Genomic DNA, 24,630 nt, shown 5'->3' with positions numbered 1-24,630 from the left:
GTCAGCGGCCAAGGCGCCGATCCGCGCGCAGGCGGCCCATTCTACTCGCGCCCTCTTGCCCGCTCATATGCCCAGGTAGCGCTGCGCCAGCTCAGGCTGGGCGGACAGCTCGCCGGGCTGCCCCGACCAGGCTACCCGGCCTTTGTCGACGATGTAGTGGCGGTCCACCAGCGTCGCCATTTCAGGCAGGTTCTTGTCGATGACAAGTATGGTCTGGCCCTCGGCTTTCAGCGCCCGCAGGCAGCGCCAGATTTCCTGGCGGATCAACGGCGCAAGCCCTTCGGTCGCTTCGTCCAGGATCAAGAGCTTGGGATTGGTCATGAGCGCGCGGCCCACGACCAGCATCTGCTGCTCGCCGCCGGACAGCGTCCGCGAAGATTGCCCCCTGCGTTCCTTTAACCGTGGAAACAGGGCGTAGACGCGCTCCAGATCCCACCCGCCCGGCGCGGCGCGCGCGGTCGCCACCAGGTTTTCTTGTACCGTCAGGGAACCGAACACGCGCCGGCCTTCGGGCACCAACCCCACGCCCAGCCGCGCCACGCCGCTGGGCGCGGACCGGCCCAGCGTCCGGCCGCGGAACTGCATTGCACCTCCGGTGGCGGGCAACATGCCCATCAGGGTCTTGATCGTGGTGGTCTTGCCCATGCCGTTGCGCCCGATCAGCGAGATCACCTCGCCTTCGTTCGCCTCGAACGACATGCCGAACAGGACCTTGCTGGAGCCGTAACCGCCGGTCAGCCCTTCAACCTTCAACATGCTCTTCTCCCAGATAGGCCGCGCGCACCTCCGGATGCCGGCGCACTTCTTCGGGCGATCCGCTGAACACCACGCGGCCGTACACCAGCACGCTGATGCGGTCGGCCAGCGCGAATACCGCGTCCATGTCGTGTTCCACGAGCAGGATGCCGTAGTCGCCCTTCATGCCTTGCAAGAGCCGCGTCATGCGCGCCGATTCCTCGGGCCCCATGCCGGCCATGGGCTCATCCAGCAGCAACAGCTGCGGCGAACGCGCTAGTGCCACCGCCAGTTCCAGCTGCCGCTTTTCGCCATGCGCCAGGTCCGCCGAGCGCACGTGACGTCGGTCTTCCAGACCCACGTGCGCCAACCAGCGCATGGCCTCGGTCTTCAGCGCCGCGTCATGGCGCGGGTTGGACCAGGCCTGAAAGGCGCGGCCGCCCTTGAGCATGCGCGAAAGGATCACGTTTTCCAGGGCCGTGTATTCCTGGCAGAGCTCAGTGATCTGGAATGAGCGGCCCAGCCCCAGGCGCGCGCGCTCGAATGCGCGCAGTGCCGTCACGTCCTGTCCGTTCAGGTGGATGGTGCCGGAATCCGGGCGGATCTCGCCGCAGATCTGCGCGATCAAGGTGGACTTGCCCGCGCCATTGGGGCCGATGATGGCGTGGATCTCGCCCGCGCGCACATCCAGGTCCACGCCATTGGTCGCCACCACCGCGTCAAAGGCCTTGCGCAGCTGCGTCAGGCGCAGCAGGCTGGCGCCGGCATCAATCGGCATGGCGTGTCTCCAGCAGTTTTCCAAAAAGCCCCTTCTGGCCCCACAGCACCACCAGCACCAGGATGGGGCCCATATACAGCAGCCAGTGCTCGGTCAGCGACGACAGCATCTGTTCCAGGCCCAGGAACACGGCCGCGCCCGCGATCGGCCCGAGCAGAGTGCCCACGCCCCCGAGGATCACGATGGCCATGAGTTCCCCGGACTTGGTCCAGGCCGCCATGTCGGGCGTCACCAGCCCGGCGTAATTGGCCCACAGCACACCGGCAAGACCCGTGCCTACCGCTGACAGCACAAAGGCGCTGAGCCGATACGGCGTGGGCGCCACACCCAGATTCACCGCGCGCCGCTCGCTCTGGCGCAGCGCCTGCAGCACCATGCCAAAACGCGAATTGGTCACGCGAATGCACAACAGCGTCCACAACGTCAGCACGGCCAGGCAAAGGTAGTAGAAGACCATGGGGCTTTCCAGGTTGACGCCGGGCAACTCGTTGCGCTGCGGAATCATCAAGCCGTCGTCGCCGCCATAGAACTGCAGCGATACCAGCACGAAGTACACCATCTGCCCAAACGCCAGGGTGATCATGATGAACTGCACGCCCCGCGTGCGCAGCGCCAGATAACCGAACAACCAGCCGGCCAGCGCGCATACCGCCAGTGCGATGGGCCACACCACCAGCGCCGCATTGCTGCCCGCCCAGCCGAAGATCGGACCGGCCTCGGCCGTGTGGAAGGCGATGATGCCGACCGCATAGCCGCCCAGTCCGAAGAACATGGCGTGCCCGAAACTGACCATGGCGCCATAGCCGATCACCAGGTCCAGGCTGACTGCCGCCAGCCCGTAGATCAGGAAGCGCGTCACAACGCCGATCAGGAACGGCGAGCCCGAGGCCAGCGCCGCGGCCGGCAGCAGGATCAGCACCGCCAGCCCGCCGAGCCCCCAGCGGGCGCGGTTTGTAAGTGTGTATGCCATCTTCATCCTCGCGCCGGAAACAAGCCGCCCGGCTTGGCGATCAGGACAATCGCCATCAACACGTAGATACTGGCCGAAGCCAGGCCCGCCGCCAGCGGGTCGGCCGTTGCCGGCGAGAACATGGTCGACAGCAGCTGCGGCAGAAAGGCGCGCCCAAGGCTGTCCACCATGCCTACCAGCAATGCGCCGGCCAACGCGCCGCGCACCGATCCCACTCCGCCGATCACGATGACCACGAAGGTGGTGATCAGAATGCGTTCGCCCATGCCGATTTCCACCGCCAGCAGCGGCGCCGCCATGACGCCAGCCAGCCCGCACAGCAGGGCGCCCAGGCCGAACACCAGCGTGTAGAGCTTGCGAATGTCCACGCCCAGCGCATCGACCATTTCGCGGTCGTCGGCGCCCGCCCGGATCAGCATGCCAATACGCGTGCGGTTGACCAGCCACCACAAGCCCACGGCAACCAGCGCGCCGATGGCGATGAAGGACAGACGGATCAACGGATACTGGAACCCTGGGGCCAGCGTGACCGCGCCCTCCAGGAACGTGGGGATGCCCACGAGCGGCGGACGCCGGCCGAATATCAGGCTGACCGCCTCGTTGGAAAACAACAGCAAACCGAAGGTGGCAAGGACCTGGTAAAGATGGTCCCGCTTGTACAGCTTGCGTATCACCACCACTTCTACCGATATGCCGTACAGGCCGGCGCCCAGCAGCGCCGCCAGCACGCCGGCCAGGAATGAACCGGTGGTGCCGATGGCATAGGCCGCGCAGTAGGCCCCCACCATGTAGAAGGAGCCGTGCGTCAGGTTGACCACGCCCATGATGCCGAAGATCAGCGTCAGTCCGGCAGCCAGCATGAATAGCATGGCGCCGAACTGCAGCCCATTGAGCAACTGTTCAAACAGGAGCGTCATGACGGCATCTTGCAGAGTTGCGCGTACGCGTCCTTGTCATCGGACACCAGTTTGCGGACCAGGTGCGGCGACAGGCCGCCGTCGCTGTCCTTCTCGATGCGCATCAGGTACAGGTCCTGGATCGGATGCTGGTTGGTGTTCATGCTGAACTTGCCGCGCAGCGATGCGAATTCCGGCTTGCGCAGCGCGGCACGAAACTCCGCCGCCTTGGACAGGTCGCCGCCGGTGGCCTTCAGGCCAGCCCCGATCAGCTGCGCGGTGTCGTAGGCCTGCATCGCGTAATCCGTCGGGACGCGGCCGTAGGCATCCTTGAACGCCTGCACGAAGGCCTTGGATTGCGCATTGTCGAAGTCCTGCGACCAGATGCCGGTGATGTAGGCGCCCGCCGAGGCGTCGCCCGTGGCCTTGATCATGCGCGCGTCCATCGAGAAGCTGGGCATCAGCATCGGAATGCTCTTGTTCAGTCCGGCCGCCGCGTACTGCTTGACGAAGTTGATGCCGGTCCCGCCTGGATGGAACTGGTAGATGGCGTCGGGCGCCAGCGAGCGCAGGCGCGCCAGTTCCACCGAGAAGTCCGATTGATCGAGCTTGGTGTAGATCTCAGCCACCACCTCGCCCTTGTAGGTGCGCTTGAATCCTTCGATGGCGTCGCGGCCGGCCTGGTAGTTGGGCGCCAGCAGCACGACACGCTTGTAGCCCAGTTCATTGGCCGCCACGCCGCCGGCCGTATGGAAGGCGTCGTTCTGGTAGGACGCCACGAAATAATTGGGATCGCATTTTTCACCCGCGAAGTTCGACGGGCCGGGATTCAGGCTGACATAGAACGCGCCCGACTTCACCACGCTGGGCACGACCGCCGCCAGCACGTTGGAGAAATTCACGCCGGTATAGAGCTTGACGCCCGATTGCAGCAAACGGTCAGCCGCCTGCTTGGCGTTGGCGGGCTTCAGGCCGTCATCCTCGATTACCAGCTGCACGGGCACGCCGCCCAACTTGCCGCCTCCCTGCTTGATGGCGAGGTTGAACGCATCGCGCTCGTCTTCGCCGATGTAGCCGGCCGGCGTGGACAAGGTGGCGATGAAGCCGATCTTGACCGGTTCCGCGGCATGCGCCGCTCCCATCGACGCCGCGGCGTCCAGCGCGACGGACAACGCGGCGGCCACGCCGCCCAGTATCTGTTTCTTGATCATGTTTTCCCCTTGAGACTGCGTTGCCCGCCGCTGTGCGGCCGGGCGCGTTAAACGGCCACCACCGGATGGCGCAGCGTGCCGATGCCTTCCACGCAGGCCACCACCACGTCGCCCGGCCACAGCCATTCCTGCGGCTTGCGGCCCGCGCCCACGCCTTCCGGCGTGCCGGTGGCGATGATGTCGCCCGGTTCCAGCGTGATGCCCGCGCTGATGTCCGAGATCAGGAACGGCACCTTGAACAGCATGTGGCGCGTATTGGAGCCCTGCTTCTTCTCGCCGTTGACCGTCAGCCACAGGTCCAGCACCTGCGGATCGGGGATCTCGTCCGCTGTCACGATGCACGGGCCGAACGGCGCGTAGGTATCCTGGCCCTTGGAATAGATCCATTGGCCGGCGCGGCGGCAATCGCGCGCGCTCATGTCCAGCATGACGCTGTAGCCGAACACATAGGACAATGCATCGGCCTCGGCCACGCGCGAGGCGCGGCGGCCCATGATCACCGCCAGTTCCACTTCCCAGTCCAGCTGCTGCGTGATCTTGGCGTTGTGCTCGATGGCATCGCCCGGCCCGATGACGGTGGTGGGCGGCTTGGAGAAGATCACGGGCTGCTTGGGCAAATCGGCGGAAGTATCCAGCGTGCGGCTGGATTCCGCCACGTGCTCCACGTAGTTCAGGCCGATGCCGAAGATGTTCTTGCGCGGGCGCGGAATCGGCGCCAGCAATTTGACGTTTTCCTGCGGCAACGCAGTACCCACGGGCCAGGCCCCGCGATAGGCCTCCATCAGCTTGCTCGCCTGCGCCACGGCCACGGGACCCAGGTCGATGAAAGCCAGCATGTCGTCAGGCAGGTCTACGCCGCCAGCGCGGCCCAGCAGGGCCAGATCGATTACATAGCCTTCGGCCAGCGCGCCCAGACGGGCGGCGGCGGTGGGATGAGCGCGAAAAGTCACCAAGCGCATAGGAACTCCATAAATTCAGGACGAGTTGAGTCAGGCGCGCGAACGGGGTCCGCGCGGCGGAAAAGATTCAATAGGGACCGGGCGGCGCTAGATCAGCACTTGGTGGCCGTCGTTTTCCTTGACCGCTTCTTCGCGGTAAAGCGCCAGCGCACGCATCACGGGCAGGTCGTTGAAACTGAACAGGCAGGCGTCGTCGTTGGACGAAAGATTGACGTGTTCGTGGATCGCCCAGGAAGGCACGCAGAAGATGTCGCGCTCGGTCCAGTCATAGCGCTTGCCGTCGATGATGGAATAGCCGCTGCCCTTGGCCACCTGGTAGATGAAGCTGCCGGTATGGCGATGGGCCTTGGTGTGTTCGCCGGGCTGCAGCAGTTGCATGCTGGCGCCGATGGTAGGCATGACCGGGCCACCCGTCGCAGGATTGACGTATTCGAGCAGGATGCCGTCATAGGGACTGCCGGCGGTGGTGCGCGCATAGCGGCGCAGCGCTTCGTAGGTGGGCTCCCACTCGTACTTGAACAGGGGCGAGTACGGCTTGGTCCATCCGGATACCTGCGGCTTGAGGGCCGCATTGCCCCAGGCGGCGCTGGTGTCGTCCACGGGATAGGTCACGGTCTGGTTCAAGTCAGGATGCACGGCGTAAAAGCCCGCCTCCATCGCGTTGACCAGCGGAATGTCCAGGCCGTCCTGCCAGATGCAGGTGGTGCCGTCTTCCGCCACGCCGTGCTCATGCCAGGTGCCATTGGGCGTCAACACGAAATCGTTCGCGCCCAGCGTCATCTTGTGGCCGTCCACCACGGTGTATGCGCCCCGCCCTTCCATGATGAAGCGCAGCGCAGAGTGCGAATGCTTGTGGGCGGAAGCCAGCTCGCCGGGTTTCATCACCTGCAGGCCCGAATACAGCCAGCCCACGGCGGCGGCCACGTCGCGCCGGCCGGGGTTGTTCAGGTAAATGACGCGCCGGCCCGCTTCTTCCGGAGAAACCAGTTCGGCGGACCGCAACACGTGGCCGCGCAGATCCTGGTAGCGCCATACCACCGGCACCGAGACCGAACGGGGCGCCCAAGGCTCGATCTTGTTCGCCACCGTCCAGAGGGCGCCGGTTTCCAGGCGCGCCAGCTCCTTGTAGTAGGCAACCAGCTCGGGCGAGTCGGCCACATTGGCTCGGCCTAAGGTTTCCTCGCGGTACGCGTCGTAGCGGTTCGCTTCCATCCCTTGCCTCTTTTTATAAAAATTTAAATATTTTCGAAAATAATAGAGGCGAGCTGAAAATCGGGCAACGAGCGCGCCCTAGGGGTTTTCCCAGGCCGCCCGAAAATTATTGGCGCAGCGTCGAACAATACTGTACAAAAACACAGTACAGCGTGATACATTTCGCTCGCCCAAAAACTGTCGTCCAGGAGAACCCTGTGTCAGAAGCTGCTCATCTCGTCCAATACATCGTCGTTCCCTACCGCGCTGCCGCCAATGGCGTCGCCCCCGGTGAAATCCGCCCTGCCAGCAGCGAGTTCGGCGCCATTCGCATCGCCAACTCCATGGCCGCCAAGTTCGCCGGCGTCGCGGCCTATGAAGTGCTGGTGGACAAGGAAACCGGCGACATGGAATCGCCGCGCATCCTGATGCAGATCGGCACCGTGCCCGCCCTGGACGACTGAAGCCGTCCCCGCGGTCGCCATGAGGCGCCGCAGCGGCGGCACGGCAATTGCTGCGCACCGGAGGAACGACGCGCCCAGGCGCCAGCCTGCGCGTCCAACCTGAACGGGCCCGCCAGATGATCGTAGAAGTCTTCCAACGCCCTGACCTCTCGTGGGCGTTTCGCCGCATCGCCATGTTGGGCGTCCAGGAGGACGGCCAACGCTACGCATCCCGGGACGATGCCGTGGCGGCCGCGCAGGCGGCATATCCGGACGTGTCGATAGCCTTGCGCGAACCCGACACCGACGGCACGACACTTGCTTGACCGCATCTCCGTCACTAACGAGGGCCGCCATGCAAACCAGAGATCCAGTTCCCACCCCGACCGACGCCCGTGAACCTCTGTGGGAAAGACTGCGCCGTATCGATGACGCGCGCCCCGACTTTCCGGGCGAGCACGTCATCGTCTTCGGCACCGGCGCCTGGCTGATGTTTACGGGCATGCGCAGCGGTCCCGGCTGGAAAGGCGTCATCCTCACAGCGTTGGGCACCGCGCTGGTCGGTCGCGCGGCCAGCGGCACGGGCGGCATTGCCAAGGCTGCGCGGATATTGAAGCGGCTGAGTTGAAACCGGCTGGGCGACTGCAACCACGGATCGCCCGCCGGTAATTTTTTCCGCTTCTCTTCCGATTTCCCCTCGCCGAAGCCGTACAGGCGCCGGTTCCGGGTTACTGCCTTCACGTCAGCGCAATGCCGCCGTCGACACGCAAATTGACGCCTGTGACGAAGCTGCTGTCATCCGAAGCCAGGAACAGCGCTGCGCGGGCCAACTCATGCGTTTGCGCCAGACGCCCGAGGGGAATCGCCGCAGCCATGCCTTGCTCGAACGCGGGCCGATCCGCTGCGGCCACACCGAGCTTTTCCAGGATCGGAGTATCGGTGGGACCGGGACTCAGCACATTGACGCGGATCTTCCGGCTCTTGAACTCCAGGGCCCAGGCACGGGCGAAGGCTTCAATCGCCGCCTTGGAGCCGGCGTAGACAGCGTGATTCTCCAGCACCTTGGCGCTCGCGATGGAGCTTGTGAGGATGATGGAGCCGCCATCCCGCATCAGCGGCAAGGCCTTGGTGACCCCAAAGAATATGGCGCGAGTGTTGGTGCCGAATTGCGCGTCATAACTGTCGACGCTTACGGCCGGCGACGGTTCGATGTGGTTCATGCCGGCGTTGGCCATGTAGACGTCGATAGCGCCGAATCTGTCTCGGACCGCCGCTGCCAGGCGGTCATGCGTCGCCAGATCCGCCACGTCTCCCACCATGCCGAAGGCGGACGCACCGAGTTTCGCGACCGCGGCATCCACGGCCTCCCGCCTGCGCCCCAGGATAGCGACCCGCGCGCCTTCGGCGACGAACGCCTGGGCCGCGGCGTAGCCGATGCCGCTGTTGCCGCCGGTAATAACGGCGGTCTTACCCATGAGTTTTTTCATTTTCTTCCTTCACGAAAGGTCGCTTGCCGGGCGACACGCATTGCTCGACGCCCGGCAAGCGCAACCGCAACGACGCGGTCAAAAATCCCAGATCACGGGCACCCAACGAAAGGCGTCGCCATCGACCGCGACCCGGCCCACGGATGGGAATGGCAGATGGGCCGCGACCAGCAGCCCGCGATTTCGGGCCAGCTCCTGGAACAGGCCGATGCGCACGCGGGCAGATTCCTCGGGATCGTGTTCGAATCCGTTGTGCCATTCGGGATGGTCGAATGCGACGGGGAACATGGCGTCGCCGGCAAAGGTCAGGCGTTCACCTCCCGAGATCAGGTCCACCACGCTGTGCCCCGGAGTGTGCCCGCCAGTCAGGCGGACGATGACGCCCGGCGCCACCTCATGCCGGTCCTCGAAGAGGCGCAGTCGATCGCGGTATTCGTTGTAGAAGCTGGTGGCCGTGGACCTGAGCACTGCAGGCACGGGCTTGGGCATGACGGTGAGCGAAAAGTCCGGCGAAGTCCAGAATGCCACTTCGGTGGCGGACACATGGATGCGCACGTCCGGACGCAGGCGTTCCTTCACGCCCGGCACCAGCAATCCACCCACGTGGTCCATATGCATGTGCGTGATGATCACATCGGTCACGGACTCCAGCGCAATCCCCGCGGACTCCAGCCGCTGGGGAAACAGCCCGGCGCGCGGAAAGCCTGCGAACTGTCCTCCCAGCCCCGCATCGATAAGAATGGTCTGGTCTGCGCTGCGAGCCACCATCACGTTCAGCGGCCAGTCGAAAGCGTCGGGGGGCATGAACATGTGCTCCAGCCAAGCCGCGAGGTCGGAGGGGTCGGCGTTGGTGGCCATCGTCGCGGTCGGCAGGGGCAGCACGCCGTCGCTGACGACCAGCGCGTCGATGTCGCCGATCTGCAGCGCGTAGCGCGAGGGAACCAGATCGATGGATTCGGTGTTTTCAATGGCAAGCATGGCGATATCTCCAGGAAGGCGCCCGTCAGGCGGTGGCGCGGATGAAGGCAAGCAGGTCGGCATTGATGCGGTCCTGCATGGTGGCGGTAAGCCCGTGCGGCGCGCCCGGGTAGTAGATTTCCTTGGCGTTCGTTACCAGGCGCGCGGCCTTCTTCGCCGAATCGTGCACCGGCACGATCTGATCGTCCTCCCCATGCATGAACAGGGTCGGGACGTCGATCTTTTTCAGATCCTCGGTAAAGTCGGTTTCCGAAAATGCCTTGATGCATTCGTAGGCGTTCTTCTGACCGCTTTGCATGCTCCACAACCAGAACTGGTCCAGCATGCCTTGCGAGACCTTGGCGTCGGGACGATTGGCGCCATAGAAGGGAATGGCCAATTCCTTGTAGAACTGCGAACGGTCTCCCGCCACTCCCGCACGGATGCCATCGAAGACCTCGATCGGCAGGCCCTCCGGATTAGCGGCGGATTTCAGCATCACCGGCGGGACCGCGCCGATGAGCACCGCCCTGGCCACGCGCTTGCTGCCGTGGCGGCCGATGTAGCGCGCCACCTCGCCGCCGCCCGTGGAATGCCCGATCATGGTGATGTGCTTCAGGTCCAGCGCCTCGATCAGTTGCGCCAGATCGTCGGCGTAGCCGTTCATGTCATTGCCGGTTGACGGCTGGGAGGAACGGCCGTGGCCACGGCGATCGTGCGCAATGACCCGAAAGCCGTTGCTTGCCAGATAGTGCATCTGCCCATCCCAGGCGTCCGCATTCAGCGGCCAGCCATGCGAGAAGGTGACGACGGGGCCGTCGCCCCAGTCCTTGTAGTAGATCTGCGTACCGTCATTGGTGGTGTAGGTATTGCTGGTCATGGTCGTGCTCCGGTTGGGTTAGGCGCTGCGTCGGGGAAGCAAGTGAGGCCATGGTAGGGGCGGGGTTTCATGGCCGGTAGGCATGCAGCGGGAAGCACGCTGTTGTGCGACGCGCACCAATGCGCATCGATGCGCGCCAGCAGGGCAGCCCCCCACGCGCGCTCTGCCGATGACCCGCCGACCTTGCGCGCCGGACCGCGCAAAATCCGATTGTTGTCACGCAGACAACACCATGCGTCCTTATGCAGCCCTACCGCGTCACGCACCGCGCTCTTAGGATGTGTTCACCCACACATTGCTTGACGTGCCGGCGCCGCGCTACTGGACGTGCTGCCGCGCGCCAACCGGGGACCGACATCATGCATCTGGGAAAATCCTATCGCCTGGGCGAATTCGTCATCTGGACCCGCAGGAAGATCTATGTCCTGCTGGCGCTAGGCTTCGCGCCCGCGCTGCTCTACCAGGTTGCCGGCCTCAAATGGCTGACGCTGCCCTTGTCGGTGGTGTCGCTACTGGGCACCGCGACCACCTTTGTCGTCGGCTTCAAGAACGTGCAGACCTATACGCGCACGGTGGACGCACAGAAAATCTGGATGAGCATCGTCAGCGCCAGCCGGTACTGGGGCGTGATCAGCCACAGCTATGCCGGCAACTCCGACCAAGGCGCGGCATTGGTGCAGCGGCATCTGGCGTGGTTGACCGCGCTGCGCTATCAATTGCGCGAAGCACGCGTGTGGGAAACCGTGGGCAATCGCCCCAATGCCGAATACCGCAGACAGTACGTAATACCGGAACGCGCCGAGTCCCTGGAATCCGCGCTGTCCCGCTACCTGTCCGCGCAGGACATCCCGGCCTTGATGCAGGCGGACGACAAGGCTGCGCAGTTGCTGGCCCTGCAGGCGCGGGCAGTACGAAGCCTGCTGGATTCCGGCGCCATCAGCGCATCGGAATATGCCGAACTCAATAGCCGCATCCGTGAACTGCTGGACCTGCAGGGCCAGGCCGAGCGCATCAAGAATTTCCCCTATCCGCGCCAGTACGCCATCATCAACACCTTGTTCGTGCGTTCCTTCTGCGTGGCGCTGCCGTTTGGCCTGACGGGCCAGTTCGCCCAGCTGGGCCAGGACATCGGCGGCATCATGCAGGGCCAGATGGCATGGCTGGCAGTGCCGTTCAGCGTGATCATCTCGTGGATTTACACCTCGCTCGAGCAGGTCGGCGAGAGCACGGAGAATCCCTTCGAAGGCAGTGCGAATGACGTGCCCATCAGCCGCCTGAGCGCGATGATAGAACGGGACCTGAACCAAATGGCCGGCCAGGCGGCCATGCCTGCGCTCCCCGCCACGGTAATCGCGCTCTAGTAGGCGCAGCCCCTGCGCCGCCACCCGCGGGTGCTCTGGCGGCCGGCGCTATACACGCTTGTCCTGCCCGGAGCGCTGCGGCAAAATAGCCTGCCTTCCCCGCCCCCCTTTCCCCTAGGCGTTGGCCCATTCCATGACCGGCTCCGTGACCCTTTTCGACCGCCACCGCCCTCGCCTCTACGCGATCGCCTACCGCATGTTGGGCTCGGTGGCCGAAGCGGAAGACATCGTGCAGGACGCGTGGCTGCGCTGGCATGGCGCCGACACCGCCGAGATTGAGAACCCCGAGGCCTGGCTCGTCACCGTGACGACCCGCCTGTCCATCGACCGTCTTCGCGCCGCCAAGGCCGAACGGGAGAACTACGTGGGGGTCTGGCTGCCAGAACCAATGTTGATGGCGACGCCCTCCACCCCCGAACAGATCCACGAACTTGCCGATGACGTTTCCGTGGCGTTTCTGTTCATGCTGGAGCGCCTGTCGCCGGATGCCCGCGCAGCCTTCCTGATGCGCGAGGTATTCGACGCTGACTACGAGGACATCGCGCACACCCTGGACAAGACTCAGGCAGCCGTCCGGCAACTGGTGCGGCGAGCCAGGCAGCAATTGCGCCAAGGCACCCCGCGCGAGGCGGTGCCGCGCGCGACGCTGCACCGGCTGCTACTGGCCTTCGCAGACGCGATGCAGCGCAGTGATTTCCACGGCCTGCACGCATTGCTGAGCGACGACGCCGAACTCATCGGCGATGGCGGCGACAAGGTCACGAGCTTTGCCAGCCTGGTGGGCGGCAAACGTCTGGCGCAGCTGTTCTACGCCGGCAAGAGGCGCTACCGCGATGCGCTGAGCACCGAGGTGGTCGAGGTGAATGGACAATGGACGCTGCTGCGTTTCATCAACGGCGATCTTGAATCCGTGCAGTCCTATGAAACGGACGGCGAGCGCCTGACCCGGGTCCTGGTGCAACGCAATCCGGACAAGCTGGCACGCGTTGCGGCCGCCCTGGCGCAACGTTGACGCCGTCCCTGCGCCGGCTTTGGTGCATGGCGGGCAACATGGTGGTCCCTTGCGCGGGTCTACCGCCCCGCCACCGCCACTTCTACGATGGACCTGTCACCACTCTTGCCAGGACAGGCCATGTCGACACTCACCAAACTTGCTTTGTCATTGATCGCCGCCGGCGCGCTGTTGGACCAGCCTGCCCATGCTGCGTCGCATCACGGATCGCCCGCCGGCAAGCCGGCCGACCCGATCGTTACGGAGCTGATGAACAGGGACTTGCCGGATGTTCCCGGCAAGGACGCACTGATGCTCGTCGTCGACTATCCGCCTGGAGCGGCCGACCCCTTGCATCGCCACGATGCCTCGGCCTTTGTCTACGTACTTGAAGGCAGCATCGTCATGCAGGTCAAGGGCGGCAAGGAAGTGACCCTGACCCCGGGCCAGACCTTCTATGAAGGCCCCGACGACATCCATACCGTGGGCCGCAACGCCAGCCAGACCAAGCCCGCCAAGTTCGTGGTCGTGCTGATCAAGAACAAGGGCGCGCCCGCCCTGATCCCCGTCAAATAAGGGACAGCCCTACCCTGTATTGGCCAGCCTCGGGCGCCCTATGCCCGCGCTGGCCATTTTTTTTTTTGAGGGCAGCGTCACAAAATCGAGCGATCCAACGTCTTAGGAGGTAGGATCAACCAACTCGCGGCACTGCCTACCATGCCCACACCCATTCCAGCACCCTCGGTTATCGCTCCCGCAAACGGGCCGGACTCCCTGGCCGACAGTTTCGCCACCAGCTACGCAGGCGTCATGGCCTTCATGGCGGTCGCCGCCGAAGGCAACTTCGCCAAGGCAGGCGACCGTCTGGGCATAGGCCGCTCCGCAGTGAGCCGCAGCGTGCAGAAGCTCGAAGACCAGCTGGGAACCCGGCTTTTCGTGCGCACCACACGCAGCACCTCACTCACCGCGGAAGGCAAGCGCTTCTATGAGCAATGCCATCCCGGCGTGGAGCGGATCATCCAGGCGCTGGACGATATGCGCGACCTGCGCGAAGGCCCGCCGACCGGCCAGTTGCGCGTCTGCTCTACCGTGGGCTTCGGCCGCAAGGTCGTCGCGCCCCTGCTGCGGGAATTCCGGCAGGCCAATCCGAACATTTCCGTGGAACTGCTGCTGGACGACGGCCCGACCGACTTCACCACGGACCGTGTCGATGTGTCGTTCCGCAATGGCCGCATGGAAGACAGCCAGGTGATCGCCAAGAAAGTCATTCCGATGCAGATGATGCTCTGCGCCTCGCCCGCCTATGTCGCCAGGCACGGACTGCCGGATAGCGTGGACGCGCTCTCGGGCCACGGCTGCGTGAATTTCCTGCTGGCATCCGGGCGCGTGTACGAATGGGAATTCAAGGTTGGCGGCCAGCTGCGCAAGGTTGCGCCACCCGCCATGCTCACCTTCAACGATGCCGATCTCGTCCTGCAGGCCGTGCTGGACGGCCATGGCCTGGCGCAGATGGCCGGTTACCAGGTCTGCGAACATCTGCGCGCCGGCACCCTGGTGCCGTGCCTGCCCCAGTACGCGCCCGACGACCGGGGACACTATCTGTGCTTTCTCAGCCGCCAGCATCTGCCGGCGCGCATGAGGGTGTTCATCGACTTCATGACGGAACGCATCCGCGCACAGGATCTTCAGATCATCGACAGCCTGCTGCTGAAGCAGGCCTGAGCGCTATTGGGTCAGCGCCACTACGCTGGCGATCCCGCCCTGGGTCATCTTGGAGTACGGACACAGGCGTTCCGTATTGCGGACCAGCTCCTCGGCAATGGGGGTGGGCACGCCTGGCAGATGGATATTGATATCCGCTGTCAGCGCGAACAAACCGTCGACGGGGTCGCGCCCGAACGAGATCGTGGCCGTTACCGAGGCATCCGGGATAGCCACGCCGGCGCGCTCCGCGAGCATGGCGAGCGCGCCGTGGAAGCACGCCGCATAACCGGCGGCGAACAGTTGCTCCGGGTTCGTGCCCCCGCCCGTGCCGCCCAGTTCCACCGGCAGGCGCAGTTCCACGATCAGTTCGCCGTCGTCAGAGATCGCCATGCCAGACGCTCGTCCGTGCGCCGCCTCCCCGCCACGCACCGTCACGCTGGTCGTGTACAGAGGATGGAAATCCTCGCCCCGGTACTTTTCCAGGAGGCTCTGGGGAGGTGGCCGCAGTTTGCTCATGTGGGTCTCTGTGCCTGCCGCTACTTGCTTGCGCCCGAACGGCTGAACCAGGTTTCGAAGTCAATCTTGCCCAGGCGCGGACCGGGTCCCGGCACCAGCGTTTCGTCATCGAGCAGCGCGCCGAAATAGCGCGCGCCGGCGTCCGCCCGCACGGTGCGTGTGTCGCCGGTTCTTTCCATGTAGCGTTGCGCCAGCTGGGCCAGACGCACCCGCTCCGGACCGGCGATTTCCACAATACCGTTCACGGGTGGCGCCAGCGTGGCGTCGGCCATTGCCTGCGCGACGTCATCGGACGCGATCGGCTGGACGTAGGCCGGCGACAGCCGCACCTCCGCGCCCTCCGTGCCCGACTGCACTATGCCGCCGAGGAACTCGAAGAACTGAGTGCTGTGCACGATGGTGTAGGGAATTCCAGCCGCCACGATCAACTCTTCCTGCGCGATCTTGCCGCGGAAGTAGCCGCTTTCAGCCAGGCGGTGCGTGCCGACCACCGACAGCGCGACGTGGTGGCGCACGCCGGCGCGGGCCTCTGCGGCCAGCAGGTTGCGCCCCGAAGTCTGGAAGAATTCCAGCACGGCCCCGTCTTCGAACGAAGGAGAATTTGCGACGTCGACCACCGTATCGACGCCGGCCAGCGCGGTGGCCAGGCCTTCGCCGGTGAGCGTATTGACGCCAGTGGCGGGCGATGCGGCAATCGCTTCATGGCCACGCTCATTGAGCAGTTTCACGAGTTTGGAGCCGATCAGCCCCGTGCCGCCTATAACCAGGATTTTCATGACGGTTCCTTAGTTGAACTTGGCTTTGTCCAGGCCGTACGCCTTGTCGGCCGATCCCGGCACGGTGCGGAAACCCACGTTCAAGCGGTTCCAGCCATTGATCGCCATGACCGCGAAGCTGAGGTCGGAAATCTCCTTCTCGGACAACTGCGTGCGCACGCGCTCGTAGACGTCATCGGGCACCCCGTGCGCGCCCAGCGTGGTCAACGCTTCGGTCCAGGCCAGGCAGGCGCGCTCACGCGGCGAAAATTCCGTGGATTCGCGCCAGATGGCCACATGGTGCAGGCGCAGCTCGCGCTCGCCGCGGATCTTGGCCTCTTTCACGTGCATGTCCAGGCAGAAGCCGCAGCCGTTGATCTGGGAAGCCCGGATCTCGATCAGGGACAGGATTGATTGCTCGATCGACCCCGACTTCAACAGCATGCCGAATTCGACGAACTTCTTGAACAGCTCGGGCGATTGCGCGTACGCATTCAGACGTTGACTCATGGTGACTCCTTCGATTGGTTGACATGTGCAGGCTGTGTTGAACCGGGTTCGGTGCATGCCTGAACTACGACCAAATCGTAGGGCTGCGCGCAAAGCGGCAGAAGCCCCGGGCAAGGGATCATGATGTTGCCTCAATGGCACCAATCCGCGGCTGACGGCATGCCGTTGCGCGCCGCCAGGCTCGTCATCAGGCTTTGACGCCCAGCTGCTTCATGGCCTTTCCGATCGCCTGGGGCGCGTAGTCATCCCACGGATCATTTCCCACATCGAGGCGGGTGTGGATATTGGCAATGGTCCATTGCGCCGACCCTTTGAGTCCGTCCAGCTCGGTCCAACGGACAGGAACCGATACCCCCAGGCCCGGCCGGGCGCGGGCAGACCAGGCTGCCACCGTCGTAGCGCCGAAGCCGTTGCGCAGATAATCGGCGAATATCTTGCCCACGCGGTTCTTGGGACCGCTTTTGGCGACGAACAGCTTCGGCAGCGTTTGCGCCAGATGGCGCACCATGGCTTCCGAGAAGTCCTTGACGGCGTCCCAACCGTACTGCTTGCGGATGGGCACGACTACATGCAGGCCCTTGCCGCCGCTGGTCTTCAACCAACCGCGCAGGCCGAGTTCCTGCAGCAACACGCGCACCAGCTCCGCGCCCTGCTGGACGGCCGGCCAGTCCACCCCCTCTCCGGGGTCCAGATCAAACAGCATCCTGTCCGGCTTGCCGATCGAGCTCTTGAGCGCGTTCCACGTGTGGAACTCCACGACGTTCAGCTGGGCGGCGGCGAGTATTGCCGCTTCGTTCGAACTCTCCATCAAGGAGGGATGCCCCGGATAAAGGCGCTCCGGCAACGCAATCACCCCGGGAATGGGGGACTCCGAATGACGCTGGAAGAAGTGCTCGCCCTGGATGCCCGCGGGCGCCCTGACAAAGGATACGGGACGGTTGCGCAGATGCTCCATCATCAGCGGGGCCACCAGTCCGTAGTAGCGAGCCAGATCGAGCTTGGTGGCTCCGGAGGAAGGATCGATCACGCGATCGGGATTCGAGAGCTTCATTCCCTTCGGCGCTTTTGTCGCGCCCTCTTTCCTGTTTTTCTCCGGATCTTTGCGCCCGGAAAGCTTGTCGGCTGGCATGGGCACCTCGCGAGTGATCTTCTTTGGTGGTTTGTCGGTTCTCAGGCCCCGGAAGGTCGCGTGGCGCACGTGGCCGTCGCTGGTCCACTCTCCGAAAGAGACCTCGCCCACCAGCGTGGGGCGTACCCAATGAACCTGCCGCAGGGCCCGCGGCTTTCCTTTGGTCAGCGCGCTGGCCGCCTGTTCGATGCCGGCCAGCTTGCGATGGAGCTCGAGCAGCGCCTTGTCATCGAACCCGGTGCCGACGTTGCCCGCGTAGCGCAGCCCCCCGCCAGGCTCATGCACCGCCAGCAGCAAAGCGCCAAAGCCCTTGCGGCTACCCTTGGGATCGGTATAGCCGACGATGACGAACTCCTGCCGCTGGGTGCATTTGAGCTTGATCCAGTCGTCCGTGCGTCGGGACACATAGGGTGCGGACAGGCGCTTGCCGATGATGCCTTCCAGGCCCAACCTGCATGCCGAGGCGACGAGGTCTCCCACCGGCTTGTCGAAGGCCTCGCTGAACTTCACGTGCTTGCCCTTGCTTCTTGCGACGACCTGCCGCAGAAGTTCACGCCGTACCTTGAGCGGCTCGGCCCGGATATCGCGCCCCGCAACGTAGGGCAGGTCAAAGGCGTAGTAGACGATATCCGCGGTGCCTGCGGCATCGAACGCGTTCTGCAAGGCCTGGAAACTGGGCACGCCTTCATGCGTCAGCACCACGATCTCGCCGTCGATCCAGGCGGTGGCGATCTCCAACGCCGCCAGCTCCTGGGCCAGGCGGGGCATCTTGGCCGTCCAATCGTGGCCGTTCCGGGTGAACAACGCGGCCTTTCCGTCCTCGATCCTTGCCAGGATCCGGTAGCCGTCGAACTTCATTTCATATGACCAGTCTTCGCCACCGCGCGGCGCACCTTCAACCAGGGTCGCCAGCTGGGGCTTGAGCGCCGCAGGCAGGGCAGCTGCCTTGCCCGGCAAGGCGGCAACGGATTCCACCTTCTGGGAACTGCGGGTCTTAGGCTTGCCAGGCGCCCGCGTTCCCGTGTTTTTGGCACGCAAAGGCACGACACTATCCGGCAGCTCGTCCACCACACTGAAATCCTGGTCCGGCCGCGCGTACTCGTCGCTCTCCTTGATCAACAGCCAGGGCGGCTGCCGGTCACTCTCTTTGCCCTTCATGCGGATCAGCGCCCAGCGCCCGCGCAGCTTCACGCCATCCAGCGTGAACTTCAGATGACCTGCCTTGTATCCCTTCCTGGGGTCGCCTATAGGCGTCCAGCGGCCCTCGTCCCAGATGATTACCTTGCCGGCCCCATATTGGCCCTTGGGGATGGTGCCTTCGAACTGGTTGTAGGCGATGGGGTGGTCTTCGACCTGCACTGCCATGCGTTTGATCGAGGGATCGAACGACGGCCCTTTCGGCACCGCCCAGCTTTTCATCGCCCCATCCAGCTCCAGCCGGAAATCATAGTGAAGGCGGCTTGCCCAATGCTTCTGAATGACAAAAACCAGGCCGGCGTCGCCGGATTCCCCGCCTCCGGCGGGTTCCGGCGTGACCGAGAAATTGCGCTTCTCGCGGTATTTTTTAAGGCTGTCCACCATCGCTAGGCCGCCTTCTTCGCCTGCCTGGCGGTCTTGGCGGCCTTCTTGGCGGGCGCCTTCCGGGATGACGTGCTGCGCGGGGCGGCCTTTTTCGACGCGCGCCCCTTGGTGGCGCCGCCTCGCAGGCTGCGTTGCAGCAGATCGGTCAGATCGATCACGTTATCCGCATACGCCGGCGCTTCTTCTTGAGGCTCGATCACCGTTTCCGTCTTGCCTGCCTTCACCTTCTGTTCCACCAGTTCCATGATGGCCGCCTTGAATTCGTCCTGGTATTGAGCCGGATCCCAAGCGGCCGACATCTCTTCGACCAGCATCTTCGCCATCTTCAATTCCGACGCGGTGGGCGACATGCTCTTCGCGCCGGCCTTGGGCAGGTCCAGGCCTTCCACGGACTTGACCTCGTCCCCCCAGCGCATCAGGTTCAGGACAAGCGCGTCTCCTACCGGAATCAGGGCCGCCAGATGCTGCTTCGTCTGGATCACGACCTTGGCAATGCCGATCTTTCCGCTTTTCACCAGCGTGTCGCGCAGCAGCGCGTAAACCTTTTGCCCCTTGTTGATCGGCGCAACATAGTAGGGGCGTTCCAGATAGACGAACGAGACCTCCGCGGCCTCGACGAACTGCTGTATTTCGATGGTTTGCGTCGTACGCGGATAGGCCTCCGATATTTCCTCGGGAGAAATGATGACGTATTGCCCGTCCTCGTACTCGACGCCTTTGACGATGTCCTTGGATTCGATTTCCTTGCCCGTGCGCTTGTTGATGCGCTTGTAGCCGACGGGATCCATCGACCTGCGGTCCAGCCAGTCGAAATCCACCCCCGATTCGGTCGTGGCGGTGTGCAAGCCGACGGGGATGTGAACCAGGCCGAAGGTAATCGCGCCTTTCCAGATGGTTCGCATGGCCATGAGCATTCCTCCCTGGTGATGCGCGCCGCGGCTTGCCTGCAAAGCAGGTGCGCCACGGCGCTGCGGCGGGACAGACAACGCAGCAATTACCGTGCCCGGATCGAGCTCCTGCCGGGCACGCCGCTTGCTGGACAGCCTGCCATGACTTCCTTACCCAATCCCCGCGCGGAAGGCATCGTGGCCGCCTTCCCCAGGCGCGCGCAGGCATCCGAACACGACGTGGCCTCCCAGGACGCCCTGGCGTCCCGCTTGGCAGCGCTGCTAGGCCGCAGCTACGTGCCCGGCTACCGCCCCAGCCGCCATCGCGGTGGGCCAACGCCCTATTATGTGCCCGATCGCAGCATTGTCGGCGCGGCCCGAGCCGCCGTGCTGGGCATCAATAGCAGCGCGGATCTCTATGGCGGCGTAGTGCCCCACGCCTTCGTTGCCACCAAATCCATCAGCCACGGCTTGGTGGCGCCCCGCGCGCGCTGCCCCGCAGGCTGGGCGTCGGCGCTGCCGGACGCGCTGCGGGATGTCGTCCTGGAAGGCTATACGGCTTTTTGCCCCGAGGACGCGCTGGCGGCAGGCCAGCGCCTGCTCTCGCGTGGCGCGGTGCGCGTAAAGCCCGCGGATGCCACCGCCGGGCGCGGACAGGTGGTGGCCAAGGACCTGGAGGCGCTGCGGGCGGCCGTCGCCGCGCAATCCGCGCGGCTGATGGAGCGGCTGGGCCTGGTGCTTGAGGAAGACCTGGAAGAAATCGAGACCTACAGCGTGGGCTGGTCGAAGGTGGGCAAGCTGGAAATCGCCTATGTCGGCACCCAGTCGCTCACCGACGACAACCAGGGGAACCAGGTATATGGAGGTTCCACGCTGCGCGTGGCACGCGGGGGCTTTGACGCCTTGCGCGCGCTGGATCTCGGCGATGACGAGTATCGCGCCATTGATCTCGCATGTCGTTACGACGCGGCGGTTTCTGCGGCATACCCGCAACTGATCGCCTCACGGCGCAACTACGACGTGGCGATCGGGCGCACCGCCAATGGCAACGCCCGCGCCGGCGTGCTGGAACAATCCTGGCGCGCCGGCGGCGCAAGTATCGCCGAGCTTGCCGCCATGCAGGCATTCGTCCTGTCGCCGGCCTTGATGGAGGTGCGTGCCGAGACCCGTGAACGCTACGGCGCAGGAGAACCCGTGCCCATAGCGCAGCGGTTGGTGTTCCATGGAATCGACAGCGCCGTCGGCCAGATCAGCAAATCGGGAGGCATCGTGGAGGCGGAAAATGGCGGCGCATAGCACTCCGACCGCCCTCGAGGTGGACGACGTTTCCCTGGAGGCCACCTTCCTCACCCCGGAAGACAAGGTGCCCGGCGTGCTGTTCATCCACGGCTGGGGAGGCAGCCAGGAATTCGACCTCTCCCGCGCCAAGGGCATAGCGGCGCTGGGCTGCGTCTGCCTGACCTTCGACCTGCGCGGCCATGCAGGCACACGGGCCCAGCAACTCCAGGTGACCCGCGAAGACAATCTCCGCGATGTCGTGGCGGCCTACGACAGGCTGTCCCTGCACCCTTCGCTGGATTCCGGTTCGATTGCCGTCGTCGGCAGCAGCTATGGCGGCTACCTGGCCGCCCTGCTTTCCACGATGCGACGCGTGCGCTGGCTGGCGCTGCATGTCCCCGCGCTGTATCGCGACGATGAGTGGCTGGTGCCCAAGAACCAACTGAACCGCGACACGCTGCGCGCCTACCGCAGCGCTTATGTGCCGCCGGAAGAAAACCGCGCATTGAAGGCGTGCACCGATTTCTCCGGCGATGTGCTGCTGGTGGAAGCCGAGAACGACATCTACATCCCGCATTCCACCATCATGAGCTACCGCTCCGCCTTCCGCCGCTCGCACTCCTTGACCCACCGGATCATCGACGGCGCCGATCACGCCCTCACGGAAAAGCCGGCGCAACGCGCGTACACCTCGATCCTGGTCAACTGGGTAACGGAGATGGTGACGGGCGCGCGGGTGGGCGAGCGTCAGCGCGAGTTTTAAAGCGAACCCGCAAGCCTAGTCCATCTTCCCGACTACCCCGGCGCGTCGCGCCACTAGCGTCGCCTGCGTGCGATTGAGCACGCCCAAGGTGCCGAGAACGGCCGATACATGCGTCTTTACGGTCTTCTCGGTCATGCTCAGCCGCTCTGAAATTTCCTTGTTGCGCAGTCCCTCGCACATCAGGCGCAGCACCTCGTGCTGGCGCGGCGTCAGGGCGCGTAATAGCGCGGCATCGTCCTGCCCGCCAGCGGATGTCGCTGACGCTGACATACCGCAAGACGAAGGCGCCGATGCCTCGTTGACGGCATTCAGCGCAGCGGCCAGCTCCTGGCAACTGGCGGACTTGTTCAGGAAACCTTGTGCGCCGGCCTCCAACGCCTGGCGCATGTCCTCGGGGTCCTGGGAAGCCGACAACACCAGGATGCGCAATCGCGCCCGACGCTGGCGCAAGCGCTTGAGCAGGTCGGCGCCAGCCATATCGGGCAGATAGAAGTCCATGATGACGTGCTGGATCGACGCGTGCTGCTCCAGCACTTCCAGCGCTTCCTGGCCGCTGGCCGCAGAATGGATCGCCAGGCCGGGCACGGCGTGGCCCAACGCCATGACCAGCGCTTCGCGGAACATGGCGTGGTCGTCGACCAACAGGACCGCCATCATTCGACGTCTCCCGCCAGGGACGCCGCTTCGTTGGCATGCAGCAAGCTGGTCACGTGCTCGCGCAGCGCCTGCACCTGCACCGGCTTGTGCAACAACGGCACGCCACGGGCGGCGGCCTCGGTCAGCCGCGCCGGATCGGTGTCGCCGCTGACCAGCAAAGCCGGCAGGTCCCGATCGTTGTATTCCTCTCGCAGCCGTTCGATCACGTGGATACCGGTCTCGTGCTCGCGCAGCCGGTAATCCGTCACGATCAGCTCGGGACGCTCGGCCAGCGGCAGCACACGCTCGAACAGCGCATTGCCGCTGGTGGCCGCGACGACGCGGCAGCCCCAGCTCTCGAATAGCATGGACAGGCCCGCCAGATTCTGCGCGTCGTCGTCCACCAGCAGCACCAGCTTTCCGCGCAAGTTGTCTTCGGACGCGGGCGCGGGCGCGGGTCTGGCGCCCGCAAGCGTGGCCGACAGCGCCGCCCCGGCCGATTCCGAAGCCGGCACCGCCACCGAGAACACGGTGTGGCGGCCCTCTTCCGAGCGCAGCATCAGTTCATGGTTAAGCAGCCGGGCGGTACGGCGCACGATGGCCAGCCCCAGCCCCAACCCCTTGCTGCGGTCTCGCTCGGGATTGGCCAGTTGATGGAATTCCCAGAAGACCCGTTCCTGCTCGGACTTCGGAATGCCCGGGCCGTTGTCCCAGACTTCCATGCGCAAGCGATTCCCGACCCGCCGGCAACCGACCAGCACGCGACCGCCCTCGGTGTGCACGATGGCGTTGCTGATCAGGTTGCGCAACAGGCGCTCCAGCAGCACCGGATCCGACCGCACGCTGGCCGCGCAGGGACGCACACGCAGCCTTATTCCCTTTTCGCTGGCTTGCGGCGCGTACTCCGCCTTCAGTTGGTCCAGCAGCGGCTGCACCTTGAACGTCTCGAAGCGGGGTTCGATGACGCCCGCGTCCAGTCGCGACAGATTCAGCAAAGCGTCGAACAGATGCCCCATCGCGGACAACGCGCTGGTGATGTTGTCGACCAGGTAGCGCCCGTGCCGGGACAGAGGCTCGTTCGCCAGCAGCCCCAGAAACAGATTGACCGCATGCACCGGCTGACGCAGGTCATGGCTGGCCGCGGCAAGAAAGCGCGACTTCTCCAGGTCACTGCGTTCGGCGGCGGTCTTTTCCTGGCGCACCTGCTCCAGCAGCGCCAGATTTTCATAACCCAGGCGCAGCGCGTCCAGATGGGTGCGGTTCATGCGGTGGATAAAGGCCAGGGTCGCAACCAGGTACGCGAGGCCGCCCGTCACGAGCGCAAGATGGATGGCGGACGGCTGCGCCGCCAGCGCGATGAACATGGGCGCAAAAGCCGGCACCTCGAACGCATACATGACGGGCAGCAGCATGTAGTTCGAATAGATGGCGCCCGTGCCCAGCCCGAACAGGATGACGATGAAGAACAGCTGGTACTCCAGCGGCACAAAAAACGTCCAGTAGGCAAAGGGCAGCCCCCACAGAATGCCGGAGACCAGGTTGCCGATCAGCATCCGGCGCACCCAGCGCTGGGCCGCAGAGGGATCGGCGCGGTGGCGGTCATAGGCCACCACCGACGCCCACCGCAGGGCGCCCACTACCAGCGTCGCACCCAGCCACAGCAGGATTTCCAGTCCCGGCAGCACGCCGAACAACGCGAATGCGGAAAAGCTGGCGCTGATCAGCGACCCCGACAGCGCGAACGGAAAGCTTCGGCGCAAGGCATCGACCTGCACCTGGCGGATGCGGGCGGCATACGCCGAACCTGGCGGCGTGGAAGGGGATGTCGAGCCGGTGGCGGGCAGCAAGAGGGTGAGATGCTAGGGCCGAGGGAACCTCCCAAGCGGGGAGGCGCGGGTCGAAAGCGTGAGCGGATTTTAGTCCCATGCCCCCGCTCGGTGCGCGGCGGATCAACAGGAAAAAAAGTACGCAATTTGTGGTTCAGCGCACGGGCAACAGAGGGGAGATGGCCG

Annotated in this window: 26 protein-coding genes; 9 read left to right on the top strand and 17 right to left on the bottom strand. The window is 64.6% G+C overall.

All coding sequences use genetic code 11. The features are described 5' to 3' along the window. Window positions 1-63: 63 nt before the first annotated feature. The 7 genes from CEY08_RS07880 to CEY08_RS07850 all read right to left on the bottom strand — a co-directional run bounded on the left by CEY08_RS07880 (window position 64) and on the right by CEY08_RS07850 (window position 6,761). A complete protein-coding gene (locus CEY08_RS07880) occupies window positions 64-756 on the bottom strand; it encodes an ABC transporter ATP-binding protein (RefSeq protein WP_042795520.1) in 693 nt (230 codons plus the stop codon). After that, entirely contained in the window at window positions 743-1,513 is a 771-nt protein-coding gene (locus CEY08_RS07875) for an ABC transporter ATP-binding protein (protein ID WP_042795521.1), read from the bottom strand. The genes CEY08_RS07880 and CEY08_RS07875 overlap by 14 nt, the downstream gene beginning before the upstream one ends. Then, window positions 1,503-2,489 (bottom strand): branched-chain amino acid ABC transporter permease, encoded by a 987-nt coding sequence (locus CEY08_RS07870; RefSeq protein ID WP_063639338.1) that lies wholly within the window; start codon window positions 2,487-2,489, stop codon window positions 1,503-1,505. Before CEY08_RS07870 ends, CEY08_RS07875 begins: the two co-directional genes overlap by 11 nt. Then, window positions 2,486-3,400 (bottom strand): branched-chain amino acid ABC transporter permease, encoded by a 915-nt coding sequence (locus CEY08_RS07865; RefSeq protein WP_042795523.1) that lies wholly within the window; start codon window positions 3,398-3,400, stop codon window positions 2,486-2,488. Before CEY08_RS07865 ends, CEY08_RS07870 begins: the two co-directional genes overlap by 4 nt. Then, entirely contained in the window at window positions 3,397-4,590 is a 1,194-nt protein-coding gene (locus CEY08_RS07860) for an ABC transporter substrate-binding protein (RefSeq protein WP_076817195.1), read from the bottom strand. Before CEY08_RS07860 ends, CEY08_RS07865 begins: the two co-directional genes overlap by 4 nt. 47 nt (window positions 4,591-4,637) lie before the next feature. Then, window positions 4,638-5,549: a fumarylacetoacetate hydrolase family protein gene (locus CEY08_RS07855; RefSeq protein ID WP_042795525.1), complete on the bottom strand. Its 912-nt coding sequence runs from the start codon at window positions 5,547-5,549 to the stop codon at window positions 4,638-4,640. A gap of 87 nt (window positions 5,550-5,636) precedes the next feature. Beyond that, the gene (locus CEY08_RS07850; protein WP_076817193.1) at window positions 5,637-6,761 is read right to left on the bottom strand and encodes a cupin domain-containing protein; all 1,125 of its coding nucleotides are present in this window, start codon (window positions 6,759-6,761) and stop codon (window positions 5,637-5,639) included. Between the two features lie 197 nt (window positions 6,762-6,958). Between CEY08_RS07850 and CEY08_RS07845 the strand changes: the two genes are divergently transcribed. The 3 genes from CEY08_RS07845 to CEY08_RS07835 all read left to right on the top strand — a co-directional run bounded on the left by CEY08_RS07845 (window position 6,959) and on the right by CEY08_RS07835 (window position 7,811). Beyond that, a complete protein-coding gene (locus CEY08_RS07845; protein WP_076817191.1) occupies window positions 6,959-7,204 on the top strand; it encodes a hypothetical protein in 246 nt (81 codons plus the stop codon). A gap of 116 nt (window positions 7,205-7,320) precedes the next feature. Next, window positions 7,321-7,509 (top strand): hypothetical protein, encoded by a 189-nt coding sequence (locus CEY08_RS07840; RefSeq protein WP_126389507.1) that lies wholly within the window; start codon window positions 7,321-7,323, stop codon window positions 7,507-7,509. Between the two features lie 29 nt (window positions 7,510-7,538). After that, window positions 7,539-7,811: a hypothetical protein gene (locus CEY08_RS07835; RefSeq protein WP_076817186.1), complete on the top strand. Its 273-nt coding sequence runs from the start codon at window positions 7,539-7,541 to the stop codon at window positions 7,809-7,811. Between the two features lie 109 nt (window positions 7,812-7,920). On the opposite strand, the gene CEY08_RS07830 is transcribed toward CEY08_RS07835, so the two are convergent. The 3 genes from CEY08_RS07830 to CEY08_RS07820 form a co-directional block, all read right to left on the bottom strand. Beyond that, window positions 7,921-8,670 carry an SDR family NAD(P)-dependent oxidoreductase gene (locus CEY08_RS07830; RefSeq protein WP_076817184.1) on the bottom strand — a complete coding sequence of 250 codons (750 nt, stop codon included), beginning with the start codon at window positions 8,668-8,670 and terminating at the stop codon, window positions 7,921-7,923. A gap of 78 nt (window positions 8,671-8,748) precedes the next feature. Then, complete coding sequence (locus CEY08_RS07825) at window positions 8,749-9,648, bottom strand: MBL fold metallo-hydrolase (protein WP_076817182.1); 900 nt, start codon at window positions 9,646-9,648, stop codon at window positions 8,749-8,751. A 25-nt stretch (window positions 9,649-9,673) separates the two neighbouring features. Beyond that, entirely contained in the window at window positions 9,674-10,507 is an 834-nt protein-coding gene (locus CEY08_RS07820) for an alpha/beta fold hydrolase (protein WP_042795532.1), read from the bottom strand. A 359-nt stretch (window positions 10,508-10,866) separates the two neighbouring features. Between CEY08_RS07820 and CEY08_RS07815 the strand changes: the two genes are divergently transcribed. The 4 genes from CEY08_RS07815 to CEY08_RS07800 all read left to right on the top strand — a co-directional run bounded on the left by CEY08_RS07815 (window position 10,867) and on the right by CEY08_RS07800 (window position 14,581). Further along, a complete protein-coding gene (locus CEY08_RS07815; protein ID WP_076817180.1) occupies window positions 10,867-11,868 on the top strand; it encodes a bestrophin family protein in 1,002 nt (333 codons plus the stop codon). A 133-nt stretch (window positions 11,869-12,001) separates the two neighbouring features. Then, window positions 12,002-12,880: an RNA polymerase sigma-70 factor gene (locus CEY08_RS07810; RefSeq protein ID WP_076817178.1), complete on the top strand. Its 879-nt coding sequence runs from the start codon at window positions 12,002-12,004 to the stop codon at window positions 12,878-12,880. A 120-nt stretch (window positions 12,881-13,000) separates the two neighbouring features. After that, window positions 13,001-13,435 carry a cupin domain-containing protein gene (locus CEY08_RS07805; protein ID WP_076817176.1) on the top strand — a complete coding sequence of 145 codons (435 nt, stop codon included), beginning with the start codon at window positions 13,001-13,003 and terminating at the stop codon, window positions 13,433-13,435. Window positions 13,436-13,576: 141 nt separating this feature from the next. After that, entirely contained in the window at window positions 13,577-14,581 is a 1,005-nt protein-coding gene (locus tag CEY08_RS07800) for a LysR family transcriptional regulator (protein WP_076817173.1), read from the top strand. A 3-nt stretch (window positions 14,582-14,584) separates the two neighbouring features. Here CEY08_RS07800 and CEY08_RS07795 read toward each other — a convergent pair whose 3' ends face one another. The 5 genes from CEY08_RS07795 to ku all read right to left on the bottom strand — a co-directional run bounded on the left by CEY08_RS07795 (window position 14,585) and on the right by ku (window position 19,962). Next, window positions 14,585-15,079 (bottom strand): Ohr family peroxiredoxin, encoded by a 495-nt coding sequence (locus CEY08_RS07795; protein ID WP_042795537.1) that lies wholly within the window; start codon window positions 15,077-15,079, stop codon window positions 14,585-14,587. A 20-nt stretch (window positions 15,080-15,099) separates the two neighbouring features. Beyond that, entirely contained in the window at window positions 15,100-15,855 is a 756-nt protein-coding gene (locus CEY08_RS07790) for an SDR family oxidoreductase (RefSeq protein WP_076817171.1), read from the bottom strand. A gap of 9 nt (window positions 15,856-15,864) precedes the next feature. Then, window positions 15,865-16,344, bottom strand: a complete 480-nt coding sequence (locus CEY08_RS07785; RefSeq protein ID WP_042795539.1) for a carboxymuconolactone decarboxylase family protein — start codon at window positions 16,342-16,344, stop codon at window positions 15,865-15,867. Between the two features lie 187 nt (window positions 16,345-16,531). Beyond that, window positions 16,532-19,054 (bottom strand): DNA ligase D, encoded by a 2,523-nt coding sequence (gene ligD / locus CEY08_RS07780; RefSeq protein WP_076817169.1) that lies wholly within the window; start codon window positions 19,052-19,054, stop codon window positions 16,532-16,534. A gap of 2 nt (window positions 19,055-19,056) precedes the next feature. Beyond that, window positions 19,057-19,962, bottom strand: coding sequence for a non-homologous end joining protein Ku (gene ku, locus CEY08_RS07775; RefSeq protein ID WP_042795540.1), 906 nt, complete (start codon window positions 19,960-19,962; stop codon window positions 19,057-19,059). A gap of 141 nt (window positions 19,963-20,103) precedes the next feature. On the opposite strand from ku, the gene CEY08_RS07770 reads away from it, so the two are divergent. Both CEY08_RS07770 and CEY08_RS07765 read left to right on the top strand, forming a co-directional pair. Continuing rightward, window positions 20,104-21,237, top strand: coding sequence for a DUF3182 family protein (locus CEY08_RS07770; RefSeq protein ID WP_076817166.1), 1,134 nt, complete (start codon window positions 20,104-20,106; stop codon window positions 21,235-21,237). Then, the gene (locus CEY08_RS07765; protein ID WP_076817164.1) at window positions 21,224-21,982 is read left to right on the top strand and encodes an alpha/beta hydrolase family protein; all 759 of its coding nucleotides are present in this window, start codon (window positions 21,224-21,226) and stop codon (window positions 21,980-21,982) included. Before CEY08_RS07770 ends, CEY08_RS07765 begins: the two co-directional genes overlap by 14 nt. 15 nt (window positions 21,983-21,997) lie before the next feature. On the opposite strand, the gene CEY08_RS07760 is transcribed toward CEY08_RS07765, so the two are convergent. Together CEY08_RS07760 and CEY08_RS07755 are read right to left on the bottom strand one after the other, a co-directional pair. Next, window positions 21,998-22,639, bottom strand: a complete 642-nt coding sequence (locus CEY08_RS07760; protein WP_084738646.1) for a response regulator transcription factor — start codon at window positions 22,637-22,639, stop codon at window positions 21,998-22,000. Beyond that, a complete protein-coding gene (locus CEY08_RS07755; protein ID WP_076817163.1) occupies window positions 22,636-24,465 on the bottom strand; it encodes an ATP-binding response regulator in 1,830 nt (609 codons plus the stop codon). Before CEY08_RS07755 ends, CEY08_RS07760 begins: the two co-directional genes overlap by 4 nt. Between the last annotated feature and the right edge of the window lie 165 nt (window positions 24,466-24,630).

The organism is Achromobacter insolitus (assembly GCF_002209555.1).
Classification (GTDB): domain Bacteria; phylum Pseudomonadota; class Gammaproteobacteria; order Burkholderiales; family Burkholderiaceae_B; genus Achromobacter; species Achromobacter insolitus.
Note: the sequence above shows the minus strand (reverse complement) of the source record. Positions and strands in the feature narration are given on the sequence as shown.

Bases quoted from the DNA above. Each gene is read 5' to 3' on its own strand.
- CEY08_RS07880 (WP_042795520.1), bottom strand. From the start codon at position 756: ATGTTGAAGGTTGAAGGGCTGACCGGCGGTTACGGCTCCAGCAAGGTC.
- CEY08_RS07875 (WP_042795521.1), bottom strand. From the start codon at position 1,513: ATGCCGATTGATGCCGGCGCCAGCCTGCTGCGCCTGACGCAGCTGCGC.
- CEY08_RS07870 (WP_063639338.1), bottom strand. From the start codon at position 2,489: ATGAAGATGGCATACACACTTACAAACCGCGCCCGCTGGGGGCTCGGC.
- CEY08_RS07865 (WP_042795523.1), bottom strand. From the start codon at position 3,400: ATGACGCTCCTGTTTGAACAGTTGCTCAATGGGCTGCAGTTCGGCGCC.
- CEY08_RS07860 (WP_076817195.1), bottom strand. From the start codon at position 4,590: ATGATCAAGAAACAGATACTGGGCGGCGTGGCCGCCGCGTTGTCCGTC.
- CEY08_RS07855 (WP_042795525.1), bottom strand. From the start codon at position 5,549: ATGCGCTTGGTGACTTTTCGCGCTCATCCCACCGCCGCCGCCCGTCTG.
- CEY08_RS07850 (WP_076817193.1), bottom strand. From the start codon at position 6,761: ATGGAAGCGAACCGCTACGACGCGTACCGCGAGGAAACCTTAGGCCGA.
- CEY08_RS07840 (WP_126389507.1), top strand. From the start codon at position 7,321: ATGATCGTAGAAGTCTTCCAACGCCCTGACCTCTCGTGGGCGTTTCGC.
- CEY08_RS07835 (WP_076817186.1), top strand. From the start codon at position 7,539: ATGCAAACCAGAGATCCAGTTCCCACCCCGACCGACGCCCGTGAACCT.
- CEY08_RS07830 (WP_076817184.1), bottom strand. From the start codon at position 8,670: ATGAAAAAACTCATGGGTAAGACCGCCGTTATTACCGGCGGCAACAGC.
- CEY08_RS07825 (WP_076817182.1), bottom strand. From the start codon at position 9,648: ATGCTTGCCATTGAAAACACCGAATCCATCGATCTGGTTCCCTCGCGC.
- CEY08_RS07820 (WP_042795532.1), bottom strand. From the start codon at position 10,507: ATGACCAGCAATACCTACACCACCAATGACGGTACGCAGATCTACTAC.
- CEY08_RS07815 (WP_076817180.1), top strand. From the start codon at position 10,867: ATGCATCTGGGAAAATCCTATCGCCTGGGCGAATTCGTCATCTGGACC.
- CEY08_RS07810 (WP_076817178.1), top strand. From the start codon at position 12,002: ATGACCGGCTCCGTGACCCTTTTCGACCGCCACCGCCCTCGCCTCTAC.
- CEY08_RS07805 (WP_076817176.1), top strand. From the start codon at position 13,001: ATGTCGACACTCACCAAACTTGCTTTGTCATTGATCGCCGCCGGCGCG.
- CEY08_RS07800 (WP_076817173.1), top strand. From the start codon at position 13,577: ATGCCCACACCCATTCCAGCACCCTCGGTTATCGCTCCCGCAAACGGG.
- CEY08_RS07795 (WP_042795537.1), bottom strand. From the start codon at position 15,079: ATGAGCAAACTGCGGCCACCTCCCCAGAGCCTCCTGGAAAAGTACCGG.
- CEY08_RS07790 (WP_076817171.1), bottom strand. From the start codon at position 15,855: ATGAAAATCCTGGTTATAGGCGGCACGGGGCTGATCGGCTCCAAACTC.
- CEY08_RS07785 (WP_042795539.1), bottom strand. From the start codon at position 16,344: ATGAGTCAACGTCTGAATGCGTACGCGCAATCGCCCGAGCTGTTCAAG.
- ligD (WP_076817169.1), bottom strand. From the start codon at position 19,054: ATGGTGGACAGCCTTAAAAAATACCGCGAGAAGCGCAATTTCTCGGTC.
- ku (WP_042795540.1), bottom strand. From the start codon at position 19,962: ATGGCCATGCGAACCATCTGGAAAGGCGCGATTACCTTCGGCCTGGTT.
- CEY08_RS07770 (WP_076817166.1), top strand. From the start codon at position 20,104: ATGACTTCCTTACCCAATCCCCGCGCGGAAGGCATCGTGGCCGCCTTC.
- CEY08_RS07765 (WP_076817164.1), top strand. From the start codon at position 21,224: ATGGCGGCGCATAGCACTCCGACCGCCCTCGAGGTGGACGACGTTTCC.
- CEY08_RS07760 (WP_084738646.1), bottom strand. From the start codon at position 22,639: ATGATGGCGGTCCTGTTGGTCGACGACCACGCCATGTTCCGCGAAGCG.